Genomic DNA, 22,200 nt, shown 5'->3' on the forward strand with positions numbered 1-22,200 from the left:
GATTACTCCTGAATGAGGCGATGGGCGGGGGCCTGGCGGGGAGGCTGCTGGGGCAGCAGCAGGCCACGCCCCAGCCCGGCCGCATAGATGGAGAGATTCATGACGCTGCGCAGGGCATCGCCGAGGGAGCGGTTCCTGGCGGTCTTGAGCGTGATAAAACCGAGCAGGGGGAGCAGCGCAAGCAGGGGCAGCCAGCCAGACGCACCACCACCCCAGCACAGCAGGCTGATCAGCAGCACAAGCAGATAGAGCCCGAACAGCAGTTCGGAGCGGATCACGGTCAACGCCTCACGCCAATAGGGCTGGCGCCAGGCCGAGCGCACCAGCTCGCCACTGGCAAACAGATAGCCCATGCGCCAGCGATACCGGATAAGCGCCAGGGAGTCCAGGGTGTGGGATCGGTGAAAGAAGAAGGGCACATTCAGCCGTTCCAGGCGGTAACCCGCCTGACGCAGCCGGATGCCGAGCTCGGCCTCTTCGTAACCATGCAGATTGCGATTGGTAAGATAGCCGATCTGCTCGATGGCGCAGCGCCGGAACAGGCCGCCACCGCACAACCAGCGGGAGGGGCCGAGCGGATAGATCTTGTGGATGCGCTGCTTGCGTGACTTGAACTCGTAGCTTTGGGCCTCATCCATCTCGGCTCGCCCCGCCACCCCGCCACAGTCGGCATGTGCCTGCAGGTAGGCGATGGCCGCCGGCGTGAATTCAGGTTCCAGCGCCATGTCACCATCGAGTAGCAGCAGATACTCCCCCTCGCTGAAGAGATAACCCAGCTGGGGTCCCACCCCGCAGCAGCGATCGGCCGGGTTCGTCAGGCTGACCACAGTCACCCCCAACCCGCAGGCAATGGTCTGGGTCGCATCGGTCGACAGGCTGTCCGCCACTATGATCTTGTGGGGATAATCGCCGAGAGCAGCCCGAATACTGCCTATGGTGCCGGCAATCCTTGCCGCCTCGTTATAGGTCTTGATGATGACGGAAATGAATGGCTGTGGCTTCATGATGCCTCACTTGAACAGCTGGCCTGCCGGACCGATGAACGGATCACCAGGGCAGACCCCAACACGAAATAGAAGATGAACTGCAGCACGGGGATCAGCATCAGCAGCTGGCTGTAGGGCAAGCTGAGCAGGCAGCCGATGCCAAAGGCGATGAAGGCAGGCTGGTAGCTGAGCAGCCGCACATCCGCCTTGCTCAGGCGGTCCCGAACGAACAGGGGGCGGGGACGACAACACCAGAGCAGCAACCCCACCAGACCGATGAACAGCGCAGCCCCCACCAAGCCGATTTCCCACAGCAAGACGCTGAGCGAGGTGGAGTCCAGCAGCACGTTGAACAGGGGGTTGAGAAACCCCGGCATGGTGCTGCCGTGATTGGTGGTGTTGAGACCATAGCCAAACAGCAGATTGCTCAGGCCATGGTGATCGCCGTTGCTGGCCCAGAAGAAGAGGGTGGTGACCCGCCCCAGCTCACCGGTTTCCGGATTGATATGGTTGGGATCGAACACATAACCGAGGGAGTCGATGAACAGATCGAGCGGCCCCTGCGGCTCAGCCCCCTCGAATGCCGACGAATAGGATGCCGACAGCAGGAGCATGGCGATGACAACCAGCCCCCCCATGGCCAGAACAATGAGCAACAGCCGCTTGATGTCATAATTCTGCATGCCCCTGACATAGCTGGGCGAAAGCCAGACCCAGGCCAGCAGCAATGGCGACAGCAGGATGATGAACTTCACCTCCCCCAGCACGCAGATAGCGAAAGCCAGCAGAATGTGGAGCACGACCGAGCGCAGGGAGAGGAGGCCGTGGCGAAATTCGGAGAGCTTGACCAGCATCACCAGCAGGCAGAAAAAGCCGAGCGCCCCCGTATTGCCGCCCCCCATGGGATCGCCACCGAAGGTGCCGACCACCGAATCCCACTTCTCAAACTCGCCGTGCAGGGCAACCCGTTGCGGCACTATGACCAGCACCTGGAACAGCACCACTGGCAGTTGCAGATAGAAGACCCAGTCCACCAGCCGCATGATGCGATATATCTGCGACTCGCGACAGAAACCGAGCAACAGGCAGGGCAGCAGCAGAGAGAGCGCCAGCTCGTTCTTGAAGCCAATGAGGGTGACCATGGCCCCTTGTTGCAGCAGGGTACCGAGCAGAGCCAGCAGCAGCAGCCCGCAATAAAGCGACAGCAGCACTTTCTCCTGATAATCCAGCCGCAGCGGGCCATAGCGAGTCTGCAGCGGCAGCAGCAACAGGGTGGTGATCGCCAGCAGGAATGGCAGCCAGAGGAAGGCGGTAATGCCGGTGGCATACTGCGCCAGGCCGCAAATGACCAGCGACAGCAGCAGGTTGGCCTGCATGATGAGCGCGCTGTTCACGAGGCCGGCTCCATTCGCCCTTGCAACTCGGCAGCCCGGCGGTTTACCCGCCGATAAACGAAGCCATAGCGCAGCGCCGTCAGCAGGGAGAACACCAGCACACAGAGGCCATAATCCTGTTGCAGCCAGGGCAGCAGCACGAAGGCGATCAACACCACCAGCAGTTGTTCAAGCTGGATCCGCAGGAAGTAGCCAGGCGAGCCAAACACCAGCTCGATCACGGTCAACGGGCAGACCGCCACGGCGGTGAACACATAGGGCAGCATGTAACGGGAGGTGTCGATGGAGGCGATCCACTCCTCATTGAAGCACCAGCGCATCACCAGCGGATAGCAGATGAGAATGCCCAGCGTTGCCGCACTGCCCATCGCCAGCAGAAGGAGTTTCACCTTGCGAAACTCCTGTCCGTTGAAACGGTGCTGGCGAAAATCGTCCGACCATCGGGAGAAGATGGCATGACGTATGGCGTTACCGACTATGATCACGGGCGCCAGACAGAAGCGGTTGACCACCGCAAAATAGCCGGCCACCAGCGGTGAAAACCAGAAGTTGATGAGCAGGGTCGGCAGGTTGGCCGTGACCATGGCCAGCACCTCGGCGCTGCCCACCCCGGCCAGATGGGCCCGGTGCCGGGAAAAGAAACGCACCAGCTGGCGCGGGGTCAGCGCGGCCCGCCATATATTGCGCCAGTCAAAGGCGCTCCCGAGCCAGCCGCCGATCACCAGCAGCAACAACAGCGCCCATGCCTGATAGAAGCGGCTCATGTCTGGCGCCAACAACAGACTGAGCAATACCACGGCAGAGGCACAGATCCGCTGCAAGCCGAGGCGCTGGTAATGACCCGCCCGCAGCGCCAGGTTCTCGGCTATCAGGATCAGTCCGTGCGTCACCGTCAGCAGATAAAGGGGCCACAGCGGCAGCGCAAAAAAGCAGACTATCCCCAGCACATAGGGGATGGGGATCAAGCAGACCTGCAGCAGCGTGAACATCAGGTTGGCAGGCAGTTCGGCCTCGTCCAGCTTGGGAATGAGCAGTTGGGAGGCAAAGGTGGCGATCTGGGCCCCAATCAGCACCACGCTGTAACTCAGGGCATAGAGGCCCACCGCAGCCATGTCGAACTTGTGGGAGAGATACCAGACCGACAGGGCGCCGATCAGCTGGGAAAGCACGGAAGCGCCGCCTATGGTTGTGATGCTGCGCAGCAGTTTCATAATGCTCCCTGGCTGGGGGCACCACAGAGCCTCAGATTCTCGCCCCCTTCCAGCTGGCGCTCGGCCACTTGGGTCAGCACGGCCCCCAGAACGGGCACCCGGGTCGTCTTGAGTTGTTCCAACGCTGTCAGCACGCGCCCGGCGGGCAGTGCCCCGGACTGGATCACATGAATGGCCCCATCCAGCGGTTGCCCCAGCAGCAGGGCATCCTTGCCCAGCTCCAGCGCCGGCGTATCCACTATGATGCGATCAAACTGATACGTCAGGGTGACCAACAGTTCGGCCCAGAGCGGGGAACCCAGCAGCGCCAATGGCGACATGACCAGACGCCCCACCGGCAGCAGGGTCAGCCCTTCTTTTTGTACCAGACAATCGGCAAGTTCGGCCTCAGCCGCGAGCAACTCTGCCAATCCGGGTTTGGCTGACGGGCCAACTAACTGGCGGCTGAGGGTGCCGCGTCGCAGATCGCCGTCCACCAGCAGCACCCGCTCATGGCGGGCAAAGCTGGCAGCACACAGGGCCGCCAGGGTGGACTTGCCTTCCCCTTCGCGGGTGGAGGTGATCATGATGCGCTGCAGCGGGTTCGATTCCAGCCGCAGGATGGCGTAGAGATCATCCGCACAGGCCCCCACCCTGGGGTTGACCGACCCGGCCCGCAACAGCACGGATTGCTCCTGTAGGGCCGCCAGCCGCGGGATCTCGCCAAGCACCCGCACTCCGAGCTGCGGGACAAGCTGGCTCAAACGGTCCAGGGTATTGCGCAAGGCACCGGCGGAGATCACCACCAGCACGGCCACCATGCCGGCCATGATCAACACCATCAGCAGGAACAGCAGCTTGTTCGGCTTGGAGGGCAGCAACGGGACGGAAGCATCGTCATAGAGGATGGCACTCGGCTCGTGCAACTGGGCATTGAGCCGGGTCTCCTCCTGGCGACGGAACAGCTCGTTGTAGAGCTGGCGGGTCTTGTCGATGTTGTTCTTCAGGTTGTTGTAGTCATCCTTCTTGACCGCCAGCGAGGCAAATTCCCGCTTCTTCTCTTCCAGTTGCTGCAGGTACTGCTGCTCCTTGTGCAGGGCACTCTGGTAACGTTCCTGGATCCCTCTGGCTATCTCGCGCAGCAGCCGGTCGGACTGGGTGTTGAGCGCCGTGATGCGGGCTTGCGCCTGCAGAATGCGTTCATGCCTGGGGCCATAGCGCTTGGAGAGTTCAGAGAGCGCCTGCTGCGCCTTGATGAGCGCGATACGCAGATCCTGCATCTGGGGGTGGTTGGATACTTCAGGCAAGGAGGCAAGCGTCGCCGGATCGCACCCGCCATAACCCTGGATACTCTGATATTCGGCCTGGGCGGCCAACCGCCGCTCCCGCGCATCCGCATGCTTGTTGGTGATGATGCCAAGCTCTTCGGTCTGCAGACCATCGACCCCGCGAAAGGTCAGCAAGTCGTGGCTCGCCAGAAAATCGCCGAGCCGCTGCTCCTGGCGGTTCAAACTGGCCTTGACCTCCTCCAGCCGGGTCTGATTCCATTTGGACGCCATGGTGTTGGCATCGACCCGCTCCTCCACGCTGAGGGCGATATGGGTCTTGGCCACCTCGTTGGCCACCCTGGCGGCCAGCTCGGCGGAACGGGATTCGAAACCTATGCTGACCAGCTGGGTATCGCGCACCGGCGAGACGGTCAGGTGCTTGGCCAGGTAATCGAGCGCATGCTGGTGACGCGCCGATTCACTCTCGATCTGGGGCTCCCGCACCAACCCCTTCAGCCGGGCCCACCAGCCATCCGGGTCAGGCTGACCATTGAACTCGGGCTCATCGGCCAGCCCCAGACTGGTCACCACCTTGTCCGCCACCCGACGCGACTTGAGCAGCTCGAACTGGGTGTTGTAGTACTCGCGCCGGCTGGTGTCGACCCGATAGATGGGCTCGACGGGGGAGGCGCTGTCGGTGTCGGCTTTCAGCAGCAGTGCCGCACTGGCCTGATAATAGGGCGGCATGACCAGGATGAAGGGCGCCGCCGCCAGTGTCATCAGCAGGGCAAACAGCACTACCTTCCACCAATTGGCCTTCAAGGCACGCCAGGGCGCGCTGAAATCGATGCGACTCTCGAGCGCACGGCCATTTTCAACCAACAATGAAGACATGAATGGAGTCCTGATTCAGAAGAAGCTTTGTTCTATGGTGATGATGTCGCCGGGATTGAGCCGCTGCTGCAGACTCACCTCTTCCAGCAACCTGTCGTCGCCGTTGAGGCGCAAGCTGATGTCACGCCGAGCCGCCCGATCGGTGAATCCTCCCGCCAGTGCCACCGCCTTCTCCACCGTCAACCCGGGCTGATATTCATAGCCACCAGGCTGCGCCACCTCGCCCGCAACGAACACCTGACGGAAGGTGGTCACATTCACCGTCACCATGGGGTCGCGCAATACCCCTTGCTTGAGGCCATGCGCCAGGAAATCCGCGACCTCCGCCGTGGTACGCCCCATCAGCAGCACCTGCCCCAGGTAGGGATAATTGGCATGGCCGCTGGTATCGATCCTGAACTTCATCGACAGGTCAGGCTCGCCATAGACCCGGATCTCCACCTCGTCTCCCGCAGCCAGACGATAGACCTGCTGGGTATTCAAGGGGTCTTGACCGGCCCAGCCTGACAGGCTGAACAAGCAGCCAAGCAGAAGCACCATCACGCTTTTGTTCATGTTAAATGGCTACCTTGAGTGAAAGAGAAAGCTGTTGTTTGTCATAACCTAGCGCCCGCCCGTAGCAGGCTGACCCAGAGCCACTGCCGATCTCGATGGGTTGTCCACTGAAACTGGACGTGGCATCGGCCAGCTGATAGCTCAACCCCAGGTTGATGGAGGGGCGTAGGTCATAGCTGAGCCCCATGCCCCAGCGGTGGATCTCATCCTGACGGTGGCGATGGTCTTGACCACAGACAACCGACTGGTGATAGTCATCGCGGATATCCTGGTAAGAGAGCGTGGTCGCCACCTTGGCTGACCAGTAGTGCTGCCACTCGGCGCCATATTGCTGGCTGCTGACATAGCCGCCGTCACCGCCCGGATCACGAATGGTGCGGCTGGAGATCAGCGCGAAGTTGCTGTAGTCGAGTGGTTGCCATCCCAGACGCAGATCCCAGTTCAGTCCTCTGAAGCTCTCCGCCTGCGGATCGTTGATGAAACGCTTGTAGATCCCGCCGATATTGGCATCGATCCGGGTCTTGCCGGTCAGCTGGCTCATCACCCCGGTGATGAGAAAAAACTCGTCAGAGTCCTTGTTCGGGTTGGCAGGGTAGCGCCGCAGGTTGGCCTGCAGGGTGTAGCGAAAACGGCTGACATGGCTGACCTGATCGAACAGCTCGGCGATGGCCGTGTTCTCCTGCCACTCCTGCTCGGTCACGTAGCGCTCAAACCCATTCAGATAATGGTGCTTGTCTGCATAGCGCATCACCTTGCGGGACCAGGCCAGCTCCAGCTTGCCTCTGGCCTCGGGGGCGCCATAACTGTAACGCCCACCCAGCTCGGTGCGCCTGAAGCGCAACGGCTCGGCGATGTTGAACCAGCCAAACGTGGCATCCCCCTCGTCGCCCTGCAGCAGAAAGCCTTCGGTAAGGCCCTCGCCACGCGCCTCGTGGCCCAACCGATACTGGTACATCAGCTGAAAGGCGTTGCGCAGGGAGAAACGCCAGCTGCCATCGAGCTGAAGTTGATGATCCGCATAGTCATCGGCCCGACTGCCGTCATAACGGCGATAGTCGCCCTGGTAGCTCAGCTGATAACGATCCAGACCCCGCTCGCCCACCATCCGGAATTCCGGGGCGATCCCGATGAAATCGGAATCGATCGCCTGATGACTTTCACGCTGCCACAGCAGGTTGCTGTCATGACCATGACGGCTCGCCACCTCGGTCTGGATCGCCAGGCCAAGCGGCCCCTGATGCGATACGGGAGTGACGTCGGCACGGACTGAAAGAGAAGGGGAGAGCAGCAGTCCGGCGCAAACCAGGCTAGTAAGCCGATGCACCAGTGAACCCCTTGAACACGGTCAGGAAAATGATCTTGAGATCCAGTCCGAGCGACCAGTACTGGATGTACTTGAGATCGAACTTTATCCGCATTTCCATCTTGTCGAGGGTATCGGTTTCGCCACGACATCCGCTTATCTGAGCCAGGCCTGTGATACCAGGCTTGACCTTGTGTCGGAGCATGTAGCGATCCACCAAAGTGCGATATTGTTCGTTGTGAGCAACCGCATGGGGACGGGGACCGACAATGGACATGGAGCCCTGGATCACATTGAAAAACTGCGGCAATTCATCCAGTGAGGTGCGACGGAGAAAGGCACCGAAACGGGTGACTCTGCGATCCCCCCTGGTGGCCTGGGTCACCACGGCATCATTCTCCATGACCCGCATGGATCGAAATTTCCATACCCGAATCCGCTTGCCGCCCAGGCCGTAGCGATCCTGCTTGAACAGGGCGGGTCCCGGGGAGGAGAGACGAACCCCCAACGCCACCAGTACCATGACGGGGGAGATGAGCAGCAGAATGAGCGAACCCAGCACCAGATCCTCGATCCGCTTGAGCAAGGCCGAGCCTCCCTCGAAGGGGGAATCGAACACGCTGAAGGTATAGATGTCGCCCACCCGTTTTATTTGGGAAACAGTCAGGCTGTACTCATAGAAATCGGGTACCAGATAGGTGTCGACCGTGGTATCCGACAGCTCGTACAGATAGTGATTGATGCGATCCCTGGCCGTCAGTGGCAGGGCCAGATAGACCTCATCCACCAACCCCTGACGCGCCAACGCCAGCAGTTTGTCCACTTCACCCAGCACAGGACTGCGGGTCGGGTAACCAAAGCGATCCTCACTGCGGGCGTCAAAGAAACCCAGCATCTGGATATCATTGGTCTGGCTTTCCCACAGGGACTTCTCGATGGCGAGACCTGTCGGGGTGACACCGATGATGGCTACGCGCCGGCCATGAGACGGGGTACTGAAGCAGAGGGTTACCAGCCGGTACAACAGTCGATAGCAGGCAGAAGAGAGGCAGGCCAGAGACAGCCAGAGCAGACCTATGTTCAGCGTAAATGCGTGATGAGGCTGGAAGAGAGGAACGAAACAGATAAGAAGATAAAGCAGAGAACCAGTCAGCACCCAGGTGCTGAACAGGCGCAGCAGAGACTGCGCCAGATGATTGCGAACCTGACTACGGTAGAGCCCTGTGTTCTGGGAAACCAGAAAAAAGACCACCATGCCCAGCGTAGCCAGGGACATCTCGTCCAATCCATGAAGCAAACCATAATGCCGGGACAGCAACAGCATGGAGATAAATATTCCCACCAGATCGACAAAGCGGGAAAACAGGCTGTGGCTTGCATCTGCAAGCCGGATGATTCGTTTGTTCATGGATGGCCTTCATACTGATATCACCTATCAGTTTTCTTGACCGGACGAGCCCAATTGCGGATGTGGCGTTGGGGTACCCGGGTAATCACGAGTTCATGCTCACCCACATCCTTGGTAATAGTAGAGCCCGCACCTAGGGTTGCTCCCTTGCCGATGCGAACTGGCGCTACTAATTGAGTATCGGAACCGACGAACACATCGTCCTCGATGATGGTCTGGAACTTGTTGACCCCGTCGTAGTTGCAAGTGATGGTGCCGGCCCCGATATTCACCTTGGCGCCGATCTCTGCATCCCCCAGATAGGTAAGATGACCACACTTGGAACCGACCCCGAGACGGGATTTTTTCATCTCGACGAAGTTGCCAACGTGCGCATCCTGCTCCAGCACGGCGCCAGGACGCAAGCGGGCAAATGGGCCGACCGAACACAGATCTGCCACCTGAGCCCCCTCGATGACGGAGTAAGGTTTCACCTCGGTGTGATCGCCGATCACGCAATCCTTCAGCACGCAACCGGCTCCGATGCGTACATGGTTGCCCAGCACCACCTTGCCCTCAATGATGACATTTGCATCAATAAGAACTTCCTCACCAATATCCAAAACTCCTCGTAAATCAAAGCGTAGGGGGTCGATCAGAGTGACACCGGCAATCATCAGCCGCTCGGCCTGCATCTGCTGATAACTGCGCTCCAACTGAGCCAGCTGAACCCGATTATTGGCCCCTTCCACTTCCATGGCATGGTCCGGATGCACGGCAGCAATCGGGCAATTATCCCCGTGTGCCATGGCGATCACGTCGGTCAGATAGAACTCGCCCTGGGCATTCTTGTTGTCCAGACGTGACAACCATTGACGCAACTGGCCACCGTTGGCCACCAGCACGCCGGTGTTCACTTCGCGGATGGCCAGCTGCTCGGCATTGGCATCCTTCTGCTCGACGATGCCGACCACCTGGCCGTTACTGCGCACGATGCGGCCATAGCCGGTCGGGTTGTCCAGCACCACGGTCAACAGTGCCATGCCGTCGGCGGCCTTGGCGGCCAGCAGCCGCTGCAGGGTTTCCGGCTGGATCAGCGGGGTATCGCCGTACAGCACCAGCACGTCGTCTTCGTCCTGCCAGAACGGGATGGCCTGGGCGACGGCGTGGCCGGTCCCCAGTTGCTGGGCCTGCAGCACCCAGTTCAGGTCGGATGCCTGGATCCGCTCCTTCAGCAGTTCGGCACCGTGGCCATACACCAGATGCAACTGCTCGGCACCGACCTTGCGGGCAGTCTCGATCACATGGGAAACCATCGGCTTGTTGGCGACCGGGTGCAGCACCTTGGGCAGGGAGGAGCGCATACGGGTACCTTTACCCGCCGCCAGGATCACGACGTTGAGAGACATAATTCGACCTTTGGAACATGAAGAAATACTCGGCGGAGTCTATCCAACGAGTAAAAAAAAAGCGACCCGCAGGTCGCTTTTTACCTCACCGTTATTAACGGTAATTCTTTTTGACGATATCGATGACCCGCAATTGAGCCATCGCCTTGGCCAGCTCGGTAGCGGCCTGGGCGTAGTCGATATCACCATGGGAGCTGTGGATCCGCTCTTCCGCCGCGCGTTTGGCTTCCTGGGCTTTCGCCTCATCCAAATCGTCGGCACGAATCGCGGTGTCCGCCAGCACGGTCACGGCTTCGGGTTGTACTTCCAGCATGCCGCCGGAGATGTACAGCACCTCTTCAGTTCCATTCTGCTTCACCAAGCGGACCAGGCCCGGCTTGATGGCAGTCAGCAACGGAGCATGACCGTGGCGGAGACCCAGCTCACCTTCGGAGCCTGATACCTGAGCGGACTGCACGCGACCGGAAAACAGTTTTCCTTCAGCGCTCACCACGTCCAGGTGAAAGGAGATCATCTCTGCCATGGGCCCTCCTATCGAGGCTTACAGTTTCTTGGCTTTCTCGACAACTTCGTCGATGCTGCCAACCATGTAAAACGCCTGCTCCGGCAGATCGTCGTACTCGCCTTTCAGGATGCCCTGGAAACCACGGATGGTCTCTTTCAGCGGCACGTATTTGCCCGGGGAACCGGTAAACACTTCTGCCACGAAGAACGGCTGGGACAAGAAACGCTCGATCTTACGGGCACGGGCTACGGTCAGTTTGTCTTCTTCTGACAGTTCATCCATACCCAGGATGGCGATGATGTCCTTCAGCTCTTTGTAGCGCTGCAGTACGGTCTGAACGCCACGAGCAGTCTCGTAGTGCTCCTTGCCAACCACCAGCGGATCCAGCTGACGGGAGGTGGAGTCCAGCGGGTCAACGGCCGGGTAGATACCCAGTGCCGCGATCTGACGGGACAGTACGACGGTCGCATCCAGGTGGGCGAAGGTGGTCGCCGGAGACGGGTCGGTCAAGTCATCCGCAGGCACGTAAACGGCCTGTACGGAGGTGATGGAACCGGTCTTGGTGGAGGTGATACGTTCCTGCAGAACACCCATCTCCTCGGCCAGGGTCGGCTGGTAACCTACTGCGGAAGGCATACGGCCCAGCAGTGCGGATACTTCAGTACCGGCCAGGGTGTAACGGTAGATGTTGTCCACGAAGAACAGCACGTCACGACCTTCGTCACGGAACTTCTCGGCCATGGTCAGACCGGTCAGCGCCACGCGCAGACGGTTTCCGGGCGGCTCGTTCATCTGACCGTAAACCAGAGATACTTTGTCCAGTACGTTGGACTCCATCATCTCGTGGTAGAAGTCGTTACCCTCACGGGTACGCTCACCTACACCGGCGAACACGGAGTAACCGCTGTGTTCGATCGCGATATTACGGATCAGCTCCATCATGTTGACGGTCTTGCCTACACCGGCACCACCGAACAGACCAACCTTACCACCCTTGGCGAACGGGCATACCAGGTCGATAACCTTGATGCCGGTCTCCAGCAGGTCGTTGCTGTTGGACTGATCTTCGTAGCTGGGAGCCGCGCGGTGGATGGACCAACGCTCTTCTTCACCAATCGGACCTTTTTCGTCGATCGGATCGCCCAGTACGTTCATGATCCGACCCAGAGTCGATACACCGACCGGCACCTGGATGGATTTACCGCTATTCACTACTTCCAACCCACGACGCAGACCGTCGGAGGAGCCCATGGTGATGCAACGAACGACGCCGCCACCGATCTGTTGCTGAACTTCCAGCACCAGACCCTGGCCTTGACCTTCGCTGACAACCTTCAGTGCATCGTACACCTGGGGCACGGCATCTTGCGGGAACTCGATGTCCACCACAGCGCCGATGATTTGGACGATGAAACCGTTACTCATGTCAAATCCTCTAAACCTTTGATAACCCTTGCCTTACACCGCAGCAGCACCGGATACGATCTCTGTCAGTTCCTGGGTAATACTGGCCTGACGGGCCTTGTTGTATACCAGTTGCAGATCGTTAATCAGGTTACCGGCGTTGTCAGTCGCGGCTTGCATGGCAACCATTCGGGCTGCCTGTTCACTTGCCAAGTTTTCCACTACCCCCTGGTACACCTGGGATTCGACGTAGCGAATCAGCAGGGTATCCAGCAGTTGCTTGGGATCCGGCTCATAGAGGTAATCCCAGTGGTGTTTCTTGGCGAGCTTGCTGTCTTCAGTTACGGGCAAAGGCAGCAGTTGATCGACTCGTGGTTGCTGAACCATGGTGTTGACGAACTTGTTGTACACCAGGTACAGCCTGTCAATCTCACCGTTGTCGTAAGCCTTCAGCATGACCTTGACTGAACCAATCAGGTCATTGACGCTCGGGTTATCGCCCAGTCCTGCGACATGAGCTTTCACCTTGGCGCCGTGCCGTTCAAAGAAGTTGGAGGCCTTGTTGCCGATCAGAGCCAGGTCAACCTTGGCTCCTTTCGCGCTCCATTGCTTCATATCATTGAGGGCAGCCTTGAACAGGTTGATGTTCAAACCGCCACACAGGCCACGGTCGGTGGAGACGACGATGTAACCCACTCGCTTGACCTCACGTTCGATGAGGTAGGGGTGCTTGTATTCCAAGTTCCCCTGAGCGATATGGCCGATCACCTTGCGCATGGTTTCAGCGTACGGACGGCTGGCAGACATGCGATCTTGCGCACGGCGCATCTTGCTTGCTGCCACCATTTCCATAGCGCCGGTGATCTTCTGAGTGTTTTTCACACTCCCGATCTTGTTACGTATCTCTTTTGCGCCGGCCATCTCTTACTCTCCATCAGGTGGCAGCTCGCGCTGCCACACACGCTTACCAGGTCTGGGTTGCCTTGAAGTCATCCAGCAACGCAGTCAGCTTGCCAACGATCGCGTCGTTGTAGTCGGCCTTGGCATTGATTTCAGCCATCAGCTCAGCATGCTGGGTATTGGCGTAAGAGAGCAGAGCGGCTTCGAAGTCGACGATCTTGTTCAGCTCGACATCGGAGAGATAGCCTTTTTCCGCGGCGAACAGCACCAGAGACTGGTGAGCCACGCTCAGCGGAGAGTACTGTTTCTGCTTCATCAGCTCGGTCACTTTCTGACCGTGGTCCAGCTGCTTGCGGGTTGCGTCGTCCAGATCGGAGGAGAACTGGGCGAATGCCGCCAGTTCGCGATACTGGGCCAGCGCGGTACGGATACCACCGGACAGCTTCTTGACGATCTTGGTCTGAGCAGCACCGCCCACACGGGATACGGAGATACCCGGGTCAACCGCCGGACGAATACCGGAGTTGAACAGCTGTGAAGTCAGGAAGATCTGACCATCAGTGATGGAGATCACGTTGGTCGGTACGAATGCAGATACGTCACCCGCCTGGGTTTCGATGATCGGCAGCGCGGTCAGGGAACCTGTCTGGCCTTTCACGGCACCATTGGTGAACTTCTCTACGTACTCGGCGTTGACGCGAGCAGCACGCTCCAGCAGACGGGAGTGCAGATAGAAAACATCACCCGGGTAAGCTTCACGTCCTGGCGGACGGCGCAGCAGCAGGGAGATCTGGCGATAAGCTACGGCCTGCTTGGACAGGTCATCATAGATGATCAGCGCGTCTTCACCGCGGTCACGGAAGTACTCACCCATGGAGCAGCCGGCATACGGAGCCAGGTACTGCAGAGCGGCAGCTTCGGAAGCAGAGGCAACTACCACGATGGTGTTGGCCAGGGCGCCGTGCTCTTCCAGCTTGCGTACCACGTTGGCGATGGTGGAGGCCTTCTGGCCAATCGCAACGTAGACACACTTAATGCCGGAGTCTTTCTGGTTGATGATGGTGTCGATCGCGATGGCGGTCTTACCAACCTGACGGTCACCGATGATCAGCTCACGCTGGCCACGACCGATAGGGATCATGGCATCGATGGCTTTCAGACCGGTCTGGACCGGCTGGTCAACAGACTTACGCTCGATAACGCCCGGTGCAATCACTTCGATCGGCGAGAAGCCGTCGTTGTCGATTGGACCTTTACCGTCGATCGGCTGACCCAGGGTGTTCAACACCCGGCCCAACAGACCACGACCGACCGGCACTTCCAGAATGCGGCCAGTCCCTTTTACTTTCATTCCTTCTGACAGACCGTCATAGGAACCCATGATCACCGCACCGACGGAGTCACGCTCCAGGTTCAATGCCAGAGCGTAGCGGTTGCCCGGCAGCTCGATCATCTCACCTTGCATGGCATCGGCCAGGCCGTGAATACGAATGATACCGTCGCTCACAGAGACGATGGTACCTTCGTTACGCGCTTCGCTCTTGATATCAAACTGCGCAATGCGCTGCTTGATCAGCTCGGCGATTTCAGTGGAATTCAGTTGCATGCTCTAATACCCCAATCAAGATTGCAGCGCGTCAGCCATGCGATCCAGCTTACCGCGGACTGTACCGTCGATAACCAGATCACCGGCCTTGATGAGCACCCCGGCCATCAAGGACGCATCCATGCTGCAATTCAGCTTCACTTTGCGCGCGAGACGTTGTTCCAGAGAAGCCTGAATATTGGCTTTCTGCTGGTCGGTCAGTTCGATCGCCGAAATCACGTCAGCCTGAACTTCTTTATCCAGTTCAGCCTTGAACGCGACGAATTCAGCAACGACCGCCGGCAGCACACCCAAGCGACCATTCTCAGCCATCACCCGGATCAGGTTCTGACCATGCTCGTCGAGTTGCTCACCGCAGATACCGACAAAGATACTTGCCAGTTCTTCAGCAGCCACAGAGCCGTTTACCAGGTTGTGGATGGTCTCGTTCTCCGCTACTTGTGCAGCGAAGCCGAGCATCCCCAGCCACTGGTCAACCGCCTTGTGCTCAACGGCAAACTCGAAAGCAGCCTTGGCGTAGGGGCGAGCGATTGTAGTCAGTTCAGACATAGCCCCGTTCCCGTTACAGTTCTGCTACCAGTTTGTCGACGATGTCGCTGTTGGCAGCCTGGTCGATTTGACGCGCCAGGATCTTCTCTGCACCAGCAATGGCAAGAGCAGCAACCTGCTTACGCAGTTCTTCTTTGGCACGATGACGTTCAGCTTCGATCTCGGCACGGCCCTGAGCCAGGATTTTTTCCCGCTCAGAGTGGGCACCGGCAGCAGCCTCATCAATGATCTGGGCTTTACGTTTGTTAGCCTGTTCAATGATTTCTGCAGCCTGGAGCTTGGCTTCTTTCAGCTGATCGGTGGCGTTGGCCTTGGCCAAATCCAGATCTTTCTTGGCACGCTCCGCGGAAGAGAGACCGTCAGCAATGGCTTTCTGACGGGCTTCGATGGCTGCCATCAGCGGCGGCCATACGTACTTCATGCAAAACACTACGAAGATGAAAAAAGCAATTGCTTGGCCGAGGAGGGTGGCGTTGATATTCACAGCCTATGTCCTCTTAGTTAGTTAATGGGTTATGTCCGGGAGTCGTTGAGACTTAGCCAGCAACCGCAAACATCACGTACAGACCCAGACCAACGGCGATCATCGGGATCGCATCCACCAGACCCATCACGATGAAGAACTGGGTACGCAGAACAGGGATCAGGTCAGGTTGACGAGCAGCGCCTTCCAGGAACTTGCCACCCAGGATACCGATACCGATGGACGCGCCGATAGCCGCCAGACCCATCATCATTGCAGCAGCGATGTACAGCAGGTCCATGTTCAAGTTTTCCATGAGGATCTCCATTTATTTAGATGTAATTGATTGTATAAAAAGGATTATTTGAGTTGCATCAACCATGGTCTTCTTGTGCCATCGACAGATAGACGATGGTCAGCACCATGAAGATAAACGCCTGCAAAGTGATGATCAGGATGTGGAAAATTGCCCAAGGCACGGACAGGATCCACTGTGACCACCAGGGTAGCAAACCCGCAATCAGGATAAAGATCAGTTCGCCAGCATACATGTTGCCGAACAGTCGAAGACCCAGAGAAACAGGTTTGGAAATCAGCGTAACAGTTTCCAGGATGAGGTTAACCGGGATGGCCGCCGGGTGGTTGAAAGGCTGAAGCGTCAGCTCCTTCACGAACCCGCCGATACCCTTGACCTTGATGCTGTAGTACAGGATCAAGAAGAACACGCCCAAAGCCATGGACATGGTGATGTTAACGTCAGCAGAGGGAACCACACGCAGATAGGGAACACCCATCAACTGTGCAGCGTGGGGGATAAAGTCAACGGGGATCAGATCCATCAGGTTCATCAGAAAGATCCACACGAACACTGTCAGGCCCAAAGGTGCGATGACCTTGTTACGACCGTGAAAGATGTCCTTGACGTTACCACTCACAAACTCGACCAGCATCTCCACAAAGCACTGCAGTTTGCCGGGCACACCACTGGTAGCCTTGACGGCGACACGGCGGAACGACCAGATAAACAGAGCGCCTAGCAAGACGGAAAATATCATGGAATCGATATTCACCGTCCAGAACCCAGACCCGACTTGCAGATGGGTCAGATGGTGGGAGATATATCCCTGAGGAGTCAGGACTTCTCCGGTTGCAGACATGAGTTTTCCTAATAGTGGTTGTTAAGCGTGAATGAGACTATCCACTGTACAACGAGGGCGAGGATATAAGTGGCGAAGAACGAGACGGTATCGACCTCGATCCCGGCGCCAAACATCAGGGCGAAAAGTCCTGTTGTAGTAATGAGCTTAATCCCTGCCCCACCATAAAAGTCCCGCAGAACCAGGCCCACACTCTCCTTCGTCACCTTGCGGCGCAGAACCCAGAGCGTGAACAGGGCTTGAGGAACCCAGTACATGCCCCCCCCGAAGAGGGAGGAGCGTCCGGCAAACGCACCGGTCTGGTAAAACCAGACGGTACTGATCGCCAGGATCAGGACGAGCTGACAAACGAGCATAGCCAAGGCCAGCGTTAAACCTTCCAAGGCTATTTTCTGCTTCACCAACCTACCCCTGAACATTACAGAACTGTAAAAAATCGGGATCCGAAGACCCCGCGTTTACAGCCCAAAAAGCCGGTCAAATTATACCCTTGAAGACAGCTATTGCAACATGGCAAAAATCCTTAATTTTTGCGGCTTTCCGCACAGAATTAAGGTTATGTTCATATCAAAAGGAATGGATGTTTTATTACTACAAAAAGCGTAAAAATCACGTTTCTGACAGGCCAAAATAGCCCAATACCCGGTCCAAATCCGCCAAGTTCTCGTAACTTATTACTAACTTACCGCTATCCTGTTTTCCCGGCTGAAGTTGTACCTGATTGCCAATTTTTTCTGAAATCTGGCGCTCGAGATAACCAAACTGGGGATCACGGACGGGCTCGACCTTGGCTTTTGCCGGTTCCAGCGCTTTTTGCACCAGCTTCTCGGTATCTCGCACTGTCAGCCCCTTCTGGGCCACCAGTTTCGCCAGTTCGGACTGTGCCTGGCCGCTCAGGGCCAGCAGGGCACGGGCATGACCCATGTCGAGGTCGCCGTGCTCGACGAAGCGCTTCACGTCGTCGTTGAGCTGATTGAGGCGCAGCAGATTGGTGACCGTGGTGCGGGACTTGCCCACCGCCTCGGCCACCTGCTGGTGGGTCAGTTCGAATTCGGTCAGCAGCCGCTGCAGGGCGACCGCCTCTTCGATGGCATTGAGATCCTCGCGCTGGATATTCTCAATCAGCGCGATGGCGACGGCCGCCTCGTCGGGCACGTCCTTGACCAGGCAGGGCACCACCTCGAGGCGGGCCAGCTGGGAGGCGCGCCAGCGCCGCTCACCGGCGATGATTTCGAAGGAGTGCTCGCCGAGCGGACGCACCACGATGGGCTGGATCACCCCCTGGGCACGGATGGAGTTGGCCAGATCTTCCAGCGCATCCTGCGACATATCCTTGCGCGGCTGGTACTTGCCGGATTGCAGCCACTCCACCGGCAGCTTGCGCAGCTCGCCCTGGTTGGTCGGGGCCATGGCCTGCTCAGTGCGCTGGTCGCTCATCACCTGTTTCTGGCGCGCGGCCGTGCTGGTGCTGAGCAGAGCGTCCAGCCCCTTGCCCAGCCCACGTTTTTTCGGCGTCATATGCTCTCTCGGTCTGCGATGGTCACCTGACGTTCCTGCTCCTGACGGCGCAGGATCTCGCCAGCCAGAGCCAGATAGGCCTTGGCGCCCACCGATGATTTGTCATAGTGCATGGCCGGCGCACCGAAGCTCGGCGCCTCAGCCAGTCTTACGTTGCGGGGAATGATGGTGCGATAGACCTTGTCCCCGAAGTGCTGTTTAAGCTGATCGGACACATCATTGGCCAACCGGTTGCGGTGATCGAACATGGTGCGCAGCACCCCCTCGATCTTCAGCTCCGGGTTGACCACTGCTGCCAGCTTGCTGATGGTGTCGACCAGGGCGGTAAGCCCTTCCAGCGCATAGTATTCGCACTGCATGGGCACCAGCACGGAGTCGGCGGCAGCCATGGCGTTGACGGTCAGCATGTTGAGAGAAGGCGGGCAGTCGATGAAGACGTAGTCGTATTTGTCTCGTACCGAGGCCAGCGCATTGCGCAGGCGGATCTCGCGGGCGAAGAATTCCATCAGCCGGATTTCGGCTGCGGTCACGTCGGCGTTGGCGGCGATCAGGTGATAGCCCCCGGAGGTTTCGGGGATGATCACCTCGCCGATGGGGGCATCCTCGATCAGCAGCTCATAGGCGGTGCGCTCGACGTCGTACTTGTCGACACCGCTGCCCATGGTGGCATTGCCCTGCGGATCCAGATCGATCACCAGCACCTTGCGGCGGGTAGCGGCCATGGAGGCGGCCAAGTTCACACAGGTGGTGGTTTTACCCACTCCACCCTTCTGGTTGGCTATGGCGATGACTTTTCCCACACTGTCCCCTAAATGAAACTGCGACCCTATTCGGGCTGGATATGTTTGAATTCCAGCAGATGACGTTCGCCTTCCAGCTCCGGCACCACCAGTTGATGGGAGGCGACCAGATGGATGTTGGCGGGCAACTGGGCCAGCTCCTGCTCGGGGAATTGTCCCTTGAGCGCCAGGAAGCTGCCCTGGGCCGACGGCAGATGGTGACACCAGTTCAGCATGTCTTCCAGCGAGGCGAATGCCCGGCTCAGCACACCGTCAAATCCGACCTCGGGCTGATACTCCTCGACCCTGGATTTGACCGGCGTCACGTTGGTCAAGCCCAGCTCCAGGATCACCTGGCGGATGAAGTTGATCCGCTTGCCCAAGCTGTCCAGCAGCACGAATTGCTTGTCCGGGTTGATGATCGCCAACGGCAGGCCGGGCAGGCCCGGGCCGGTGCCCACATCGATGAAGCGCTCACCGTGCAGGTGCTGGCTCACCACCAGGCTGTCGAGGATATGCTTGACCAGCATGGCGTCCGGATCTCGTACCGAGGTGAGATTGTAAGCCTTGTTCCACTTGTGCAGCAACTCGACAAGCTGAACCAACTGGGTCTTTTGGGTATCGGTGATAACAATTCCGGCCTGCATGAGCAGGCCGTTCAATCTTTCCAGCATGTTTTGCAACGGTAGGATCCTCAGGCGGTTTTACGCAGCAGGCCGTGTTTTTTCAGATGAACCAGCAGGATGGAGATGGCCGCCGGGGTGATGCCTGAGATGCGGGACGCCTGACCTATGGTCTGCGGCTTGGCATCGTTGAGCTTGGCGATCACCTCGTTGGAGAGGCCGTTGACGTCGCGGTAGTTCATGTCCAGCGGCAACAAGGTGTTCTCGTTGCGCAGTTGCTTCTCCACTTCGTCGTGCTGGCGTTCGATGTAGCCGGCGTACTTGATCTGGATCTCCACCTGATCGGCGGCTGCCGTATCGGGCAGGGCCGGACCGACCCCCTCGATAGCCATCAGGGCCTCATAGGTCACCTCGGGGCGACGCAGCAGCTCTTCCAGGCTCTGCTCGCGGGTCAACGGGGTGTTGACCAGAGCATTGACCGCCTCCAGCGACGGATGCTGCGGGTGGATCCAGGTCGAGCGCATGCGCTGACGCTCCTGCTCCACCTGCTCCATCTTGGCGTTGAACTTGCCCCAGCGCTCGTCGTCCACCAGACCCAGTTCACGGCCGATGCCGGTCAGACGCAGATCGGCGTTGTCTTCGCGCAGCAGCAGGCGATATTCGGCGCGACTGGTGAACATGCGGTAGGGCTCGCGAGTCCCCAGGGTGGAGAGATCGTCCATCATCACGCCGATGTAGGCCTGATCCCGGCGCGGATGCCAGGCATCTTTCTCCTGCGCCCGCAGACCGGCGTTCAGACCGGCCAGCAGACCCTGGGCGGCCGCCTCTTCATAGCCGGTGGTGCCGTTGATCTGGCCGGCGAAGAACAGGTTTGGAATGCACTTGCTCTCCATGTTGGCCTTGAGATCCCGCGGATCGAAGAAGTCATACTCGATGGCGTAGCCGGGACGGGTGATGTGGGCATTCTCGAAGCCGCGCACGGAACGGACGATCTGCACCTGCACGTCGAACGGCAGGCTGGTGGAGATCCCGTTCGGGTAGAGTTCGTGGGTGGTCAGGCCTTCCGGCTCGACGAAGATCTGGTGCGCCGTCTTGTCGGCAAAACGGGTGATCTTGTCCTCGATCGACGGGCAGTAACGCGGCCCAATCCCCTCGATCACCCCGGCGTACATGGGGCTGCGATCCAGGTTGTTGCGGATCACCTCGTGGGTGCGCTCGTTGGTATGGGTAACGTAGCAGGGCACCTGACGCGGGTGCTGGCTGGCGTCGCCGATGAAGGAGAAGACCGGGCGCGGATCGTCGCCGTACTGGGCCTGCATCACCGATAAATCGACGCTGCGGGCATCGATGCGCGGCGGAGTGCCGGTCTTGAGGCGATCGATGCGCAGCGGCAGTTCCCGCAGGCGCTGGGCGAGAGCGATCGAGGGAGGATCCCCGGCGCGGCCGCCCTTGTAGTTCTCCATCCCGATGTGGATCAGGCCGTTCAGGAAGGTGCCGACGGTCAGTACTACCGTCTTGCCACTGATGCGGATCCCGCTCTGGGTCACCACGCCGGCAACCCGATCCCCGTCCATGATCAGATCGTCACAGGCCTGTTGGAAGATCTTCAGGTTGGGGTAGTTCTCCAGCATCTGGCGTACGACGGCCTTGTACAGCAGGCGATCCGCCTGGGCACGAGTGGCGCGCACTGCCGGTCCTTTGGAGGAGTTGAGGGTGCGGAACTGGATCCCGCCAAGATCGATGGCGCGCGCCATGATCCCGCCGAGGGCATCTACTTCCTTGACCAGGTGTCCCTTGCCGATCCCGCCGATCGCCGGATTACAGGACATGTGTCCCAGCGTATCGATATTGTGGGTCAGCAACAGGGTATTCAGCCCCATCCGGGCTGCCGCTGTTGCTGCTTCGGTTCCTGCATGACCGCCGCCAACGACGATCACATCAAATTGTTCATGGTATTGCATTGGGGATCACCTTGATCTGCACGCCTGAAGATCTTTATTTGCCTGGGCTGAAGGGCGGAACATTCTATCTGTTTCACGCCCTGAGGGGAACGTCTACTTAGCGTTCAGTATGGAGGGAGGATCCACTAAATAGATCTTAAGGATCTTTAGATCGATCTTTTATTGGATCTTTTATTAGGATCCGCCACTTCTGTTGATAAGCACTTTTTGATCATAAAGATCATCGTGTTAAAGACGATCCCAGGTTGTGGAAAAGCTTGGATCCTGGCCCCGTGAACTGGGGGATAACAAGGGTTTTTATGCACAGAGGCTTGCCGCTCTGGATCTCATACATGGATAACTATAGGTT

21 protein-coding genes are annotated in these 22,200 nt (G+C 58.6%); all 21 read right to left on the minus strand.

All coding sequences use genetic code 11. From position 1 onward, the window contains the following. Nucleotides 1-2 precede the first annotated feature (2 nt). The 21 genes from ACPW75_RS20550 to mnmG all read right to left on the minus strand — a co-directional run bounded on the left by ACPW75_RS20550 (nt 3) and on the right by mnmG (nt 21,851). Nucleotides 3-1,004: a glycosyltransferase family 2 protein gene (locus ACPW75_RS20550; RefSeq protein WP_077096326.1), complete on the minus strand. Its 1,002-nt coding sequence runs from the start codon at nt 1,002-1,004 to the stop codon at nt 3-5. Further along, a complete protein-coding gene (locus ACPW75_RS20555; RefSeq protein ID WP_232105275.1) occupies nt 1,001-2,380 on the minus strand; it encodes a capsular biosynthesis protein in 1,380 nt (459 codons plus the stop codon). Before ACPW75_RS20555 ends, ACPW75_RS20550 begins: the two co-directional genes overlap by 4 nt. After that, nucleotides 2,377-3,591, minus strand: coding sequence for a lipopolysaccharide biosynthesis protein (locus ACPW75_RS20560; RefSeq protein WP_077096327.1), 1,215 nt, complete (start codon nt 3,589-3,591; stop codon nt 2,377-2,379). The genes ACPW75_RS20555 and ACPW75_RS20560 overlap by 4 nt, the downstream gene beginning before the upstream one ends. Next, nucleotides 3,588-5,732 carry a GumC family protein gene (locus tag ACPW75_RS20565; RefSeq protein ID WP_081398600.1) on the minus strand — a complete coding sequence of 715 codons (2,145 nt, stop codon included), beginning with the start codon at nt 5,730-5,732 and terminating at the stop codon, nt 3,588-3,590. Before ACPW75_RS20565 ends, ACPW75_RS20560 begins: the two co-directional genes overlap by 4 nt. Nucleotides 5,733-5,747: 15 nt before the next feature. Further along, nucleotides 5,748-6,287, minus strand: coding sequence for a polysaccharide biosynthesis/export family protein (locus ACPW75_RS20570; RefSeq protein ID WP_081398601.1), 540 nt, complete (start codon nt 6,285-6,287; stop codon nt 5,748-5,750). Between the two features lies 1 nt (nt 6,288). Continuing rightward, a complete protein-coding gene (locus ACPW75_RS20575; RefSeq protein ID WP_143238990.1) occupies nt 6,289-7,611 on the minus strand; it encodes an outer membrane beta-barrel protein in 1,323 nt (440 codons plus the stop codon). Next, nucleotides 7,595-8,998: an undecaprenyl-phosphate glucose phosphotransferase gene (locus tag ACPW75_RS20580; RefSeq protein WP_077096329.1), complete on the minus strand. Its 1,404-nt coding sequence runs from the start codon at nt 8,996-8,998 to the stop codon at nt 7,595-7,597. Before ACPW75_RS20580 ends, ACPW75_RS20575 begins: the two co-directional genes overlap by 17 nt. A 20-nt stretch (nt 8,999-9,018) precedes the next feature. Beyond that, nucleotides 9,019-10,386, minus strand: coding sequence for a bifunctional UDP-N-acetylglucosamine diphosphorylase/glucosamine-1-phosphate N-acetyltransferase GlmU (gene glmU / locus ACPW75_RS20585; protein WP_077096330.1), 1,368 nt, complete (start codon nt 10,384-10,386; stop codon nt 9,019-9,021). Nucleotides 10,387-10,480: 94 nt separating this feature from the next. Further along, nucleotides 10,481-10,909, minus strand: coding sequence for a F0F1 ATP synthase subunit epsilon (locus ACPW75_RS20590; protein ID WP_005307217.1), 429 nt, complete (start codon nt 10,907-10,909; stop codon nt 10,481-10,483). 18 nt (nt 10,910-10,927) lie between these two features. After that, on the minus strand, nt 10,928-12,316 hold the full coding sequence (atpD, locus tag ACPW75_RS20595; RefSeq protein ID WP_005307215.1) for a F0F1 ATP synthase subunit beta: 1,389 nt from the start codon (nt 12,314-12,316) through the stop codon (nt 10,928-10,930). A 33-nt stretch (nt 12,317-12,349) separates the two neighbouring features. Further along, a complete protein-coding gene (atpG, locus tag ACPW75_RS20600; RefSeq protein WP_011707909.1) occupies nt 12,350-13,216 on the minus strand; it encodes a F0F1 ATP synthase subunit gamma in 867 nt (288 codons plus the stop codon). A 43-nt stretch (nt 13,217-13,259) separates the two neighbouring features. Continuing rightward, the gene (gene atpA, locus ACPW75_RS20605; RefSeq protein WP_011707910.1) at nt 13,260-14,801 is read right to left on the minus strand and encodes a F0F1 ATP synthase subunit alpha; all 1,542 of its coding nucleotides are present in this window, start codon (nt 14,799-14,801) and stop codon (nt 13,260-13,262) included. A gap of 15 nt (nt 14,802-14,816) precedes the next feature. Then, the gene (gene atpH, locus ACPW75_RS20610; RefSeq protein WP_011707911.1) at nt 14,817-15,350 is read right to left on the minus strand and encodes a F0F1 ATP synthase subunit delta; all 534 of its coding nucleotides are present in this window, start codon (nt 15,348-15,350) and stop codon (nt 14,817-14,819) included. 13 nt (nt 15,351-15,363) lie between these two features. Then, the gene (gene atpF / locus ACPW75_RS20615) at nt 15,364-15,834 is read right to left on the minus strand and encodes a F0F1 ATP synthase subunit B (RefSeq protein WP_011707912.1); all 471 of its coding nucleotides are present in this window, start codon (nt 15,832-15,834) and stop codon (nt 15,364-15,366) included. Between the two features lie 52 nt (nt 15,835-15,886). Further along, nucleotides 15,887-16,129 carry a F0F1 ATP synthase subunit C gene (gene atpE, locus ACPW75_RS20620; protein WP_005307205.1) on the minus strand — a complete coding sequence of 81 codons (243 nt, stop codon included), beginning with the start codon at nt 16,127-16,129 and terminating at the stop codon, nt 15,887-15,889. Between the two features lie 58 nt (nt 16,130-16,187). Further along, nucleotides 16,188-16,970: a F0F1 ATP synthase subunit A gene (gene atpB, locus ACPW75_RS20625; protein WP_011707913.1), complete on the minus strand. Its 783-nt coding sequence runs from the start codon at nt 16,968-16,970 to the stop codon at nt 16,188-16,190. 8 nt (nt 16,971-16,978) lie between these two features. Beyond that, nucleotides 16,979-17,389 (minus strand): ATP synthase subunit I, encoded by a 411-nt coding sequence (locus ACPW75_RS20630; RefSeq protein WP_017410469.1) that lies wholly within the window; start codon nt 17,387-17,389, stop codon nt 16,979-16,981. A 190-nt stretch (nt 17,390-17,579) separates the two neighbouring features. Next, complete coding sequence (locus ACPW75_RS20635) at nt 17,580-18,488, minus strand: ParB/RepB/Spo0J family partition protein (protein ID WP_011707915.1); 909 nt, start codon at nt 18,486-18,488, stop codon at nt 17,580-17,582. Then, entirely contained in the window at nt 18,485-19,288 is an 804-nt protein-coding gene (locus ACPW75_RS20640; RefSeq protein ID WP_011707916.1) for a ParA family protein, read from the minus strand. Before ACPW75_RS20640 ends, ACPW75_RS20635 begins: the two co-directional genes overlap by 4 nt. Nucleotides 19,289-19,314: 26 nt before the next feature. Next, entirely contained in the window at nt 19,315-19,941 is a 627-nt protein-coding gene (gene rsmG, locus ACPW75_RS20645; RefSeq protein WP_024946269.1) for a 16S rRNA (guanine(527)-N(7))-methyltransferase RsmG, read from the minus strand. Between the two features lie 20 nt (nt 19,942-19,961). Then, on the minus strand, nt 19,962-21,851 hold the full coding sequence (gene mnmG / locus ACPW75_RS20650) for a tRNA uridine-5-carboxymethylaminomethyl(34) synthesis enzyme MnmG (protein WP_016352399.1): 1,890 nt from the start codon (nt 21,849-21,851) through the stop codon (nt 19,962-19,964). Nucleotides 21,852-22,200 lie beyond the last annotated feature (349 nt).

Source organism: Aeromonas sp. FL131 (assembly GCF_049860615.1).
GTDB lineage: Bacteria > Pseudomonadota > Gammaproteobacteria > Enterobacterales > Aeromonadaceae > Aeromonas > Aeromonas hydrophila.

Excerpts from the sequence above, each read along its gene's own strand:
- ACPW75_RS20630 (WP_017410469.1), bottom strand. The coding sequence starts at position 17,389 with ATGTTCAGGGGTAGGTTGGTGAAGCAGAAAATAGCCTTGGAAGGTTTA.
- ACPW75_RS20635 (WP_011707915.1), bottom strand. The coding sequence starts at position 18,488 with ATGACGCCGAAAAAACGTGGGCTGGGCAAGGGGCTGGACGCTCTGCTC.
- ACPW75_RS20550 (WP_077096326.1), bottom strand. The coding sequence starts at position 1,004 with ATGAAGCCACAGCCATTCATTTCCGTCATCATCAAGACCTATAACGAG.
- rsmG (WP_024946269.1), bottom strand. The coding sequence starts at position 19,941 with ATGCTGGAAAGATTGAACGGCCTGCTCATGCAGGCCGGAATTGTTATC.
- ACPW75_RS20565 (WP_081398600.1), bottom strand. The coding sequence starts at position 5,732 with ATGTCTTCATTGTTGGTTGAAAATGGCCGTGCGCTCGAGAGTCGCATC.
- ACPW75_RS20590 (WP_005307217.1), bottom strand. The coding sequence starts at position 10,909 with ATGGCAGAGATGATCTCCTTTCACCTGGACGTGGTGAGCGCTGAAGGA.
- mnmG (WP_016352399.1), bottom strand. The coding sequence starts at position 21,851 with ATGCAATACCATGAACAATTTGATGTGATCGTCGTTGGCGGCGGTCAT.
- atpA (WP_011707910.1), bottom strand. The coding sequence starts at position 14,801 with ATGCAACTGAATTCCACTGAAATCGCCGAGCTGATCAAGCAGCGCATT.
- atpB (WP_011707913.1), bottom strand. The coding sequence starts at position 16,970 with ATGTCTGCAACCGGAGAAGTCCTGACTCCTCAGGGATATATCTCCCAC.
- glmU (WP_077096330.1), bottom strand. The coding sequence starts at position 10,386 with ATGTCTCTCAACGTCGTGATCCTGGCGGCGGGTAAAGGTACCCGTATG.
- atpE (WP_005307205.1), bottom strand. The coding sequence starts at position 16,129 with ATGGAAAACTTGAACATGGACCTGCTGTACATCGCTGCTGCAATGATG.
- ACPW75_RS20570 (WP_081398601.1), bottom strand. The coding sequence starts at position 6,287 with ATGAACAAAAGCGTGATGGTGCTTCTGCTTGGCTGCTTGTTCAGCCTG.
- ACPW75_RS20580 (WP_077096329.1), bottom strand. The coding sequence starts at position 8,998 with ATGAACAAACGAATCATCCGGCTTGCAGATGCAAGCCACAGCCTGTTT.
- atpG (WP_011707909.1), bottom strand. The coding sequence starts at position 13,216 with ATGGCCGGCGCAAAAGAGATACGTAACAAGATCGGGAGTGTGAAAAAC.
- atpH (WP_011707911.1), bottom strand. The coding sequence starts at position 15,350 with ATGTCTGAACTGACTACAATCGCTCGCCCCTACGCCAAGGCTGCTTTC.
- ACPW75_RS20560 (WP_077096327.1), bottom strand. The coding sequence starts at position 3,591 with ATGAAACTGCTGCGCAGCATCACAACCATAGGCGGCGCTTCCGTGCTT.
- atpD (WP_005307215.1), bottom strand. The coding sequence starts at position 12,316 with ATGAGTAACGGTTTCATCGTCCAAATCATCGGCGCTGTGGTGGACATC.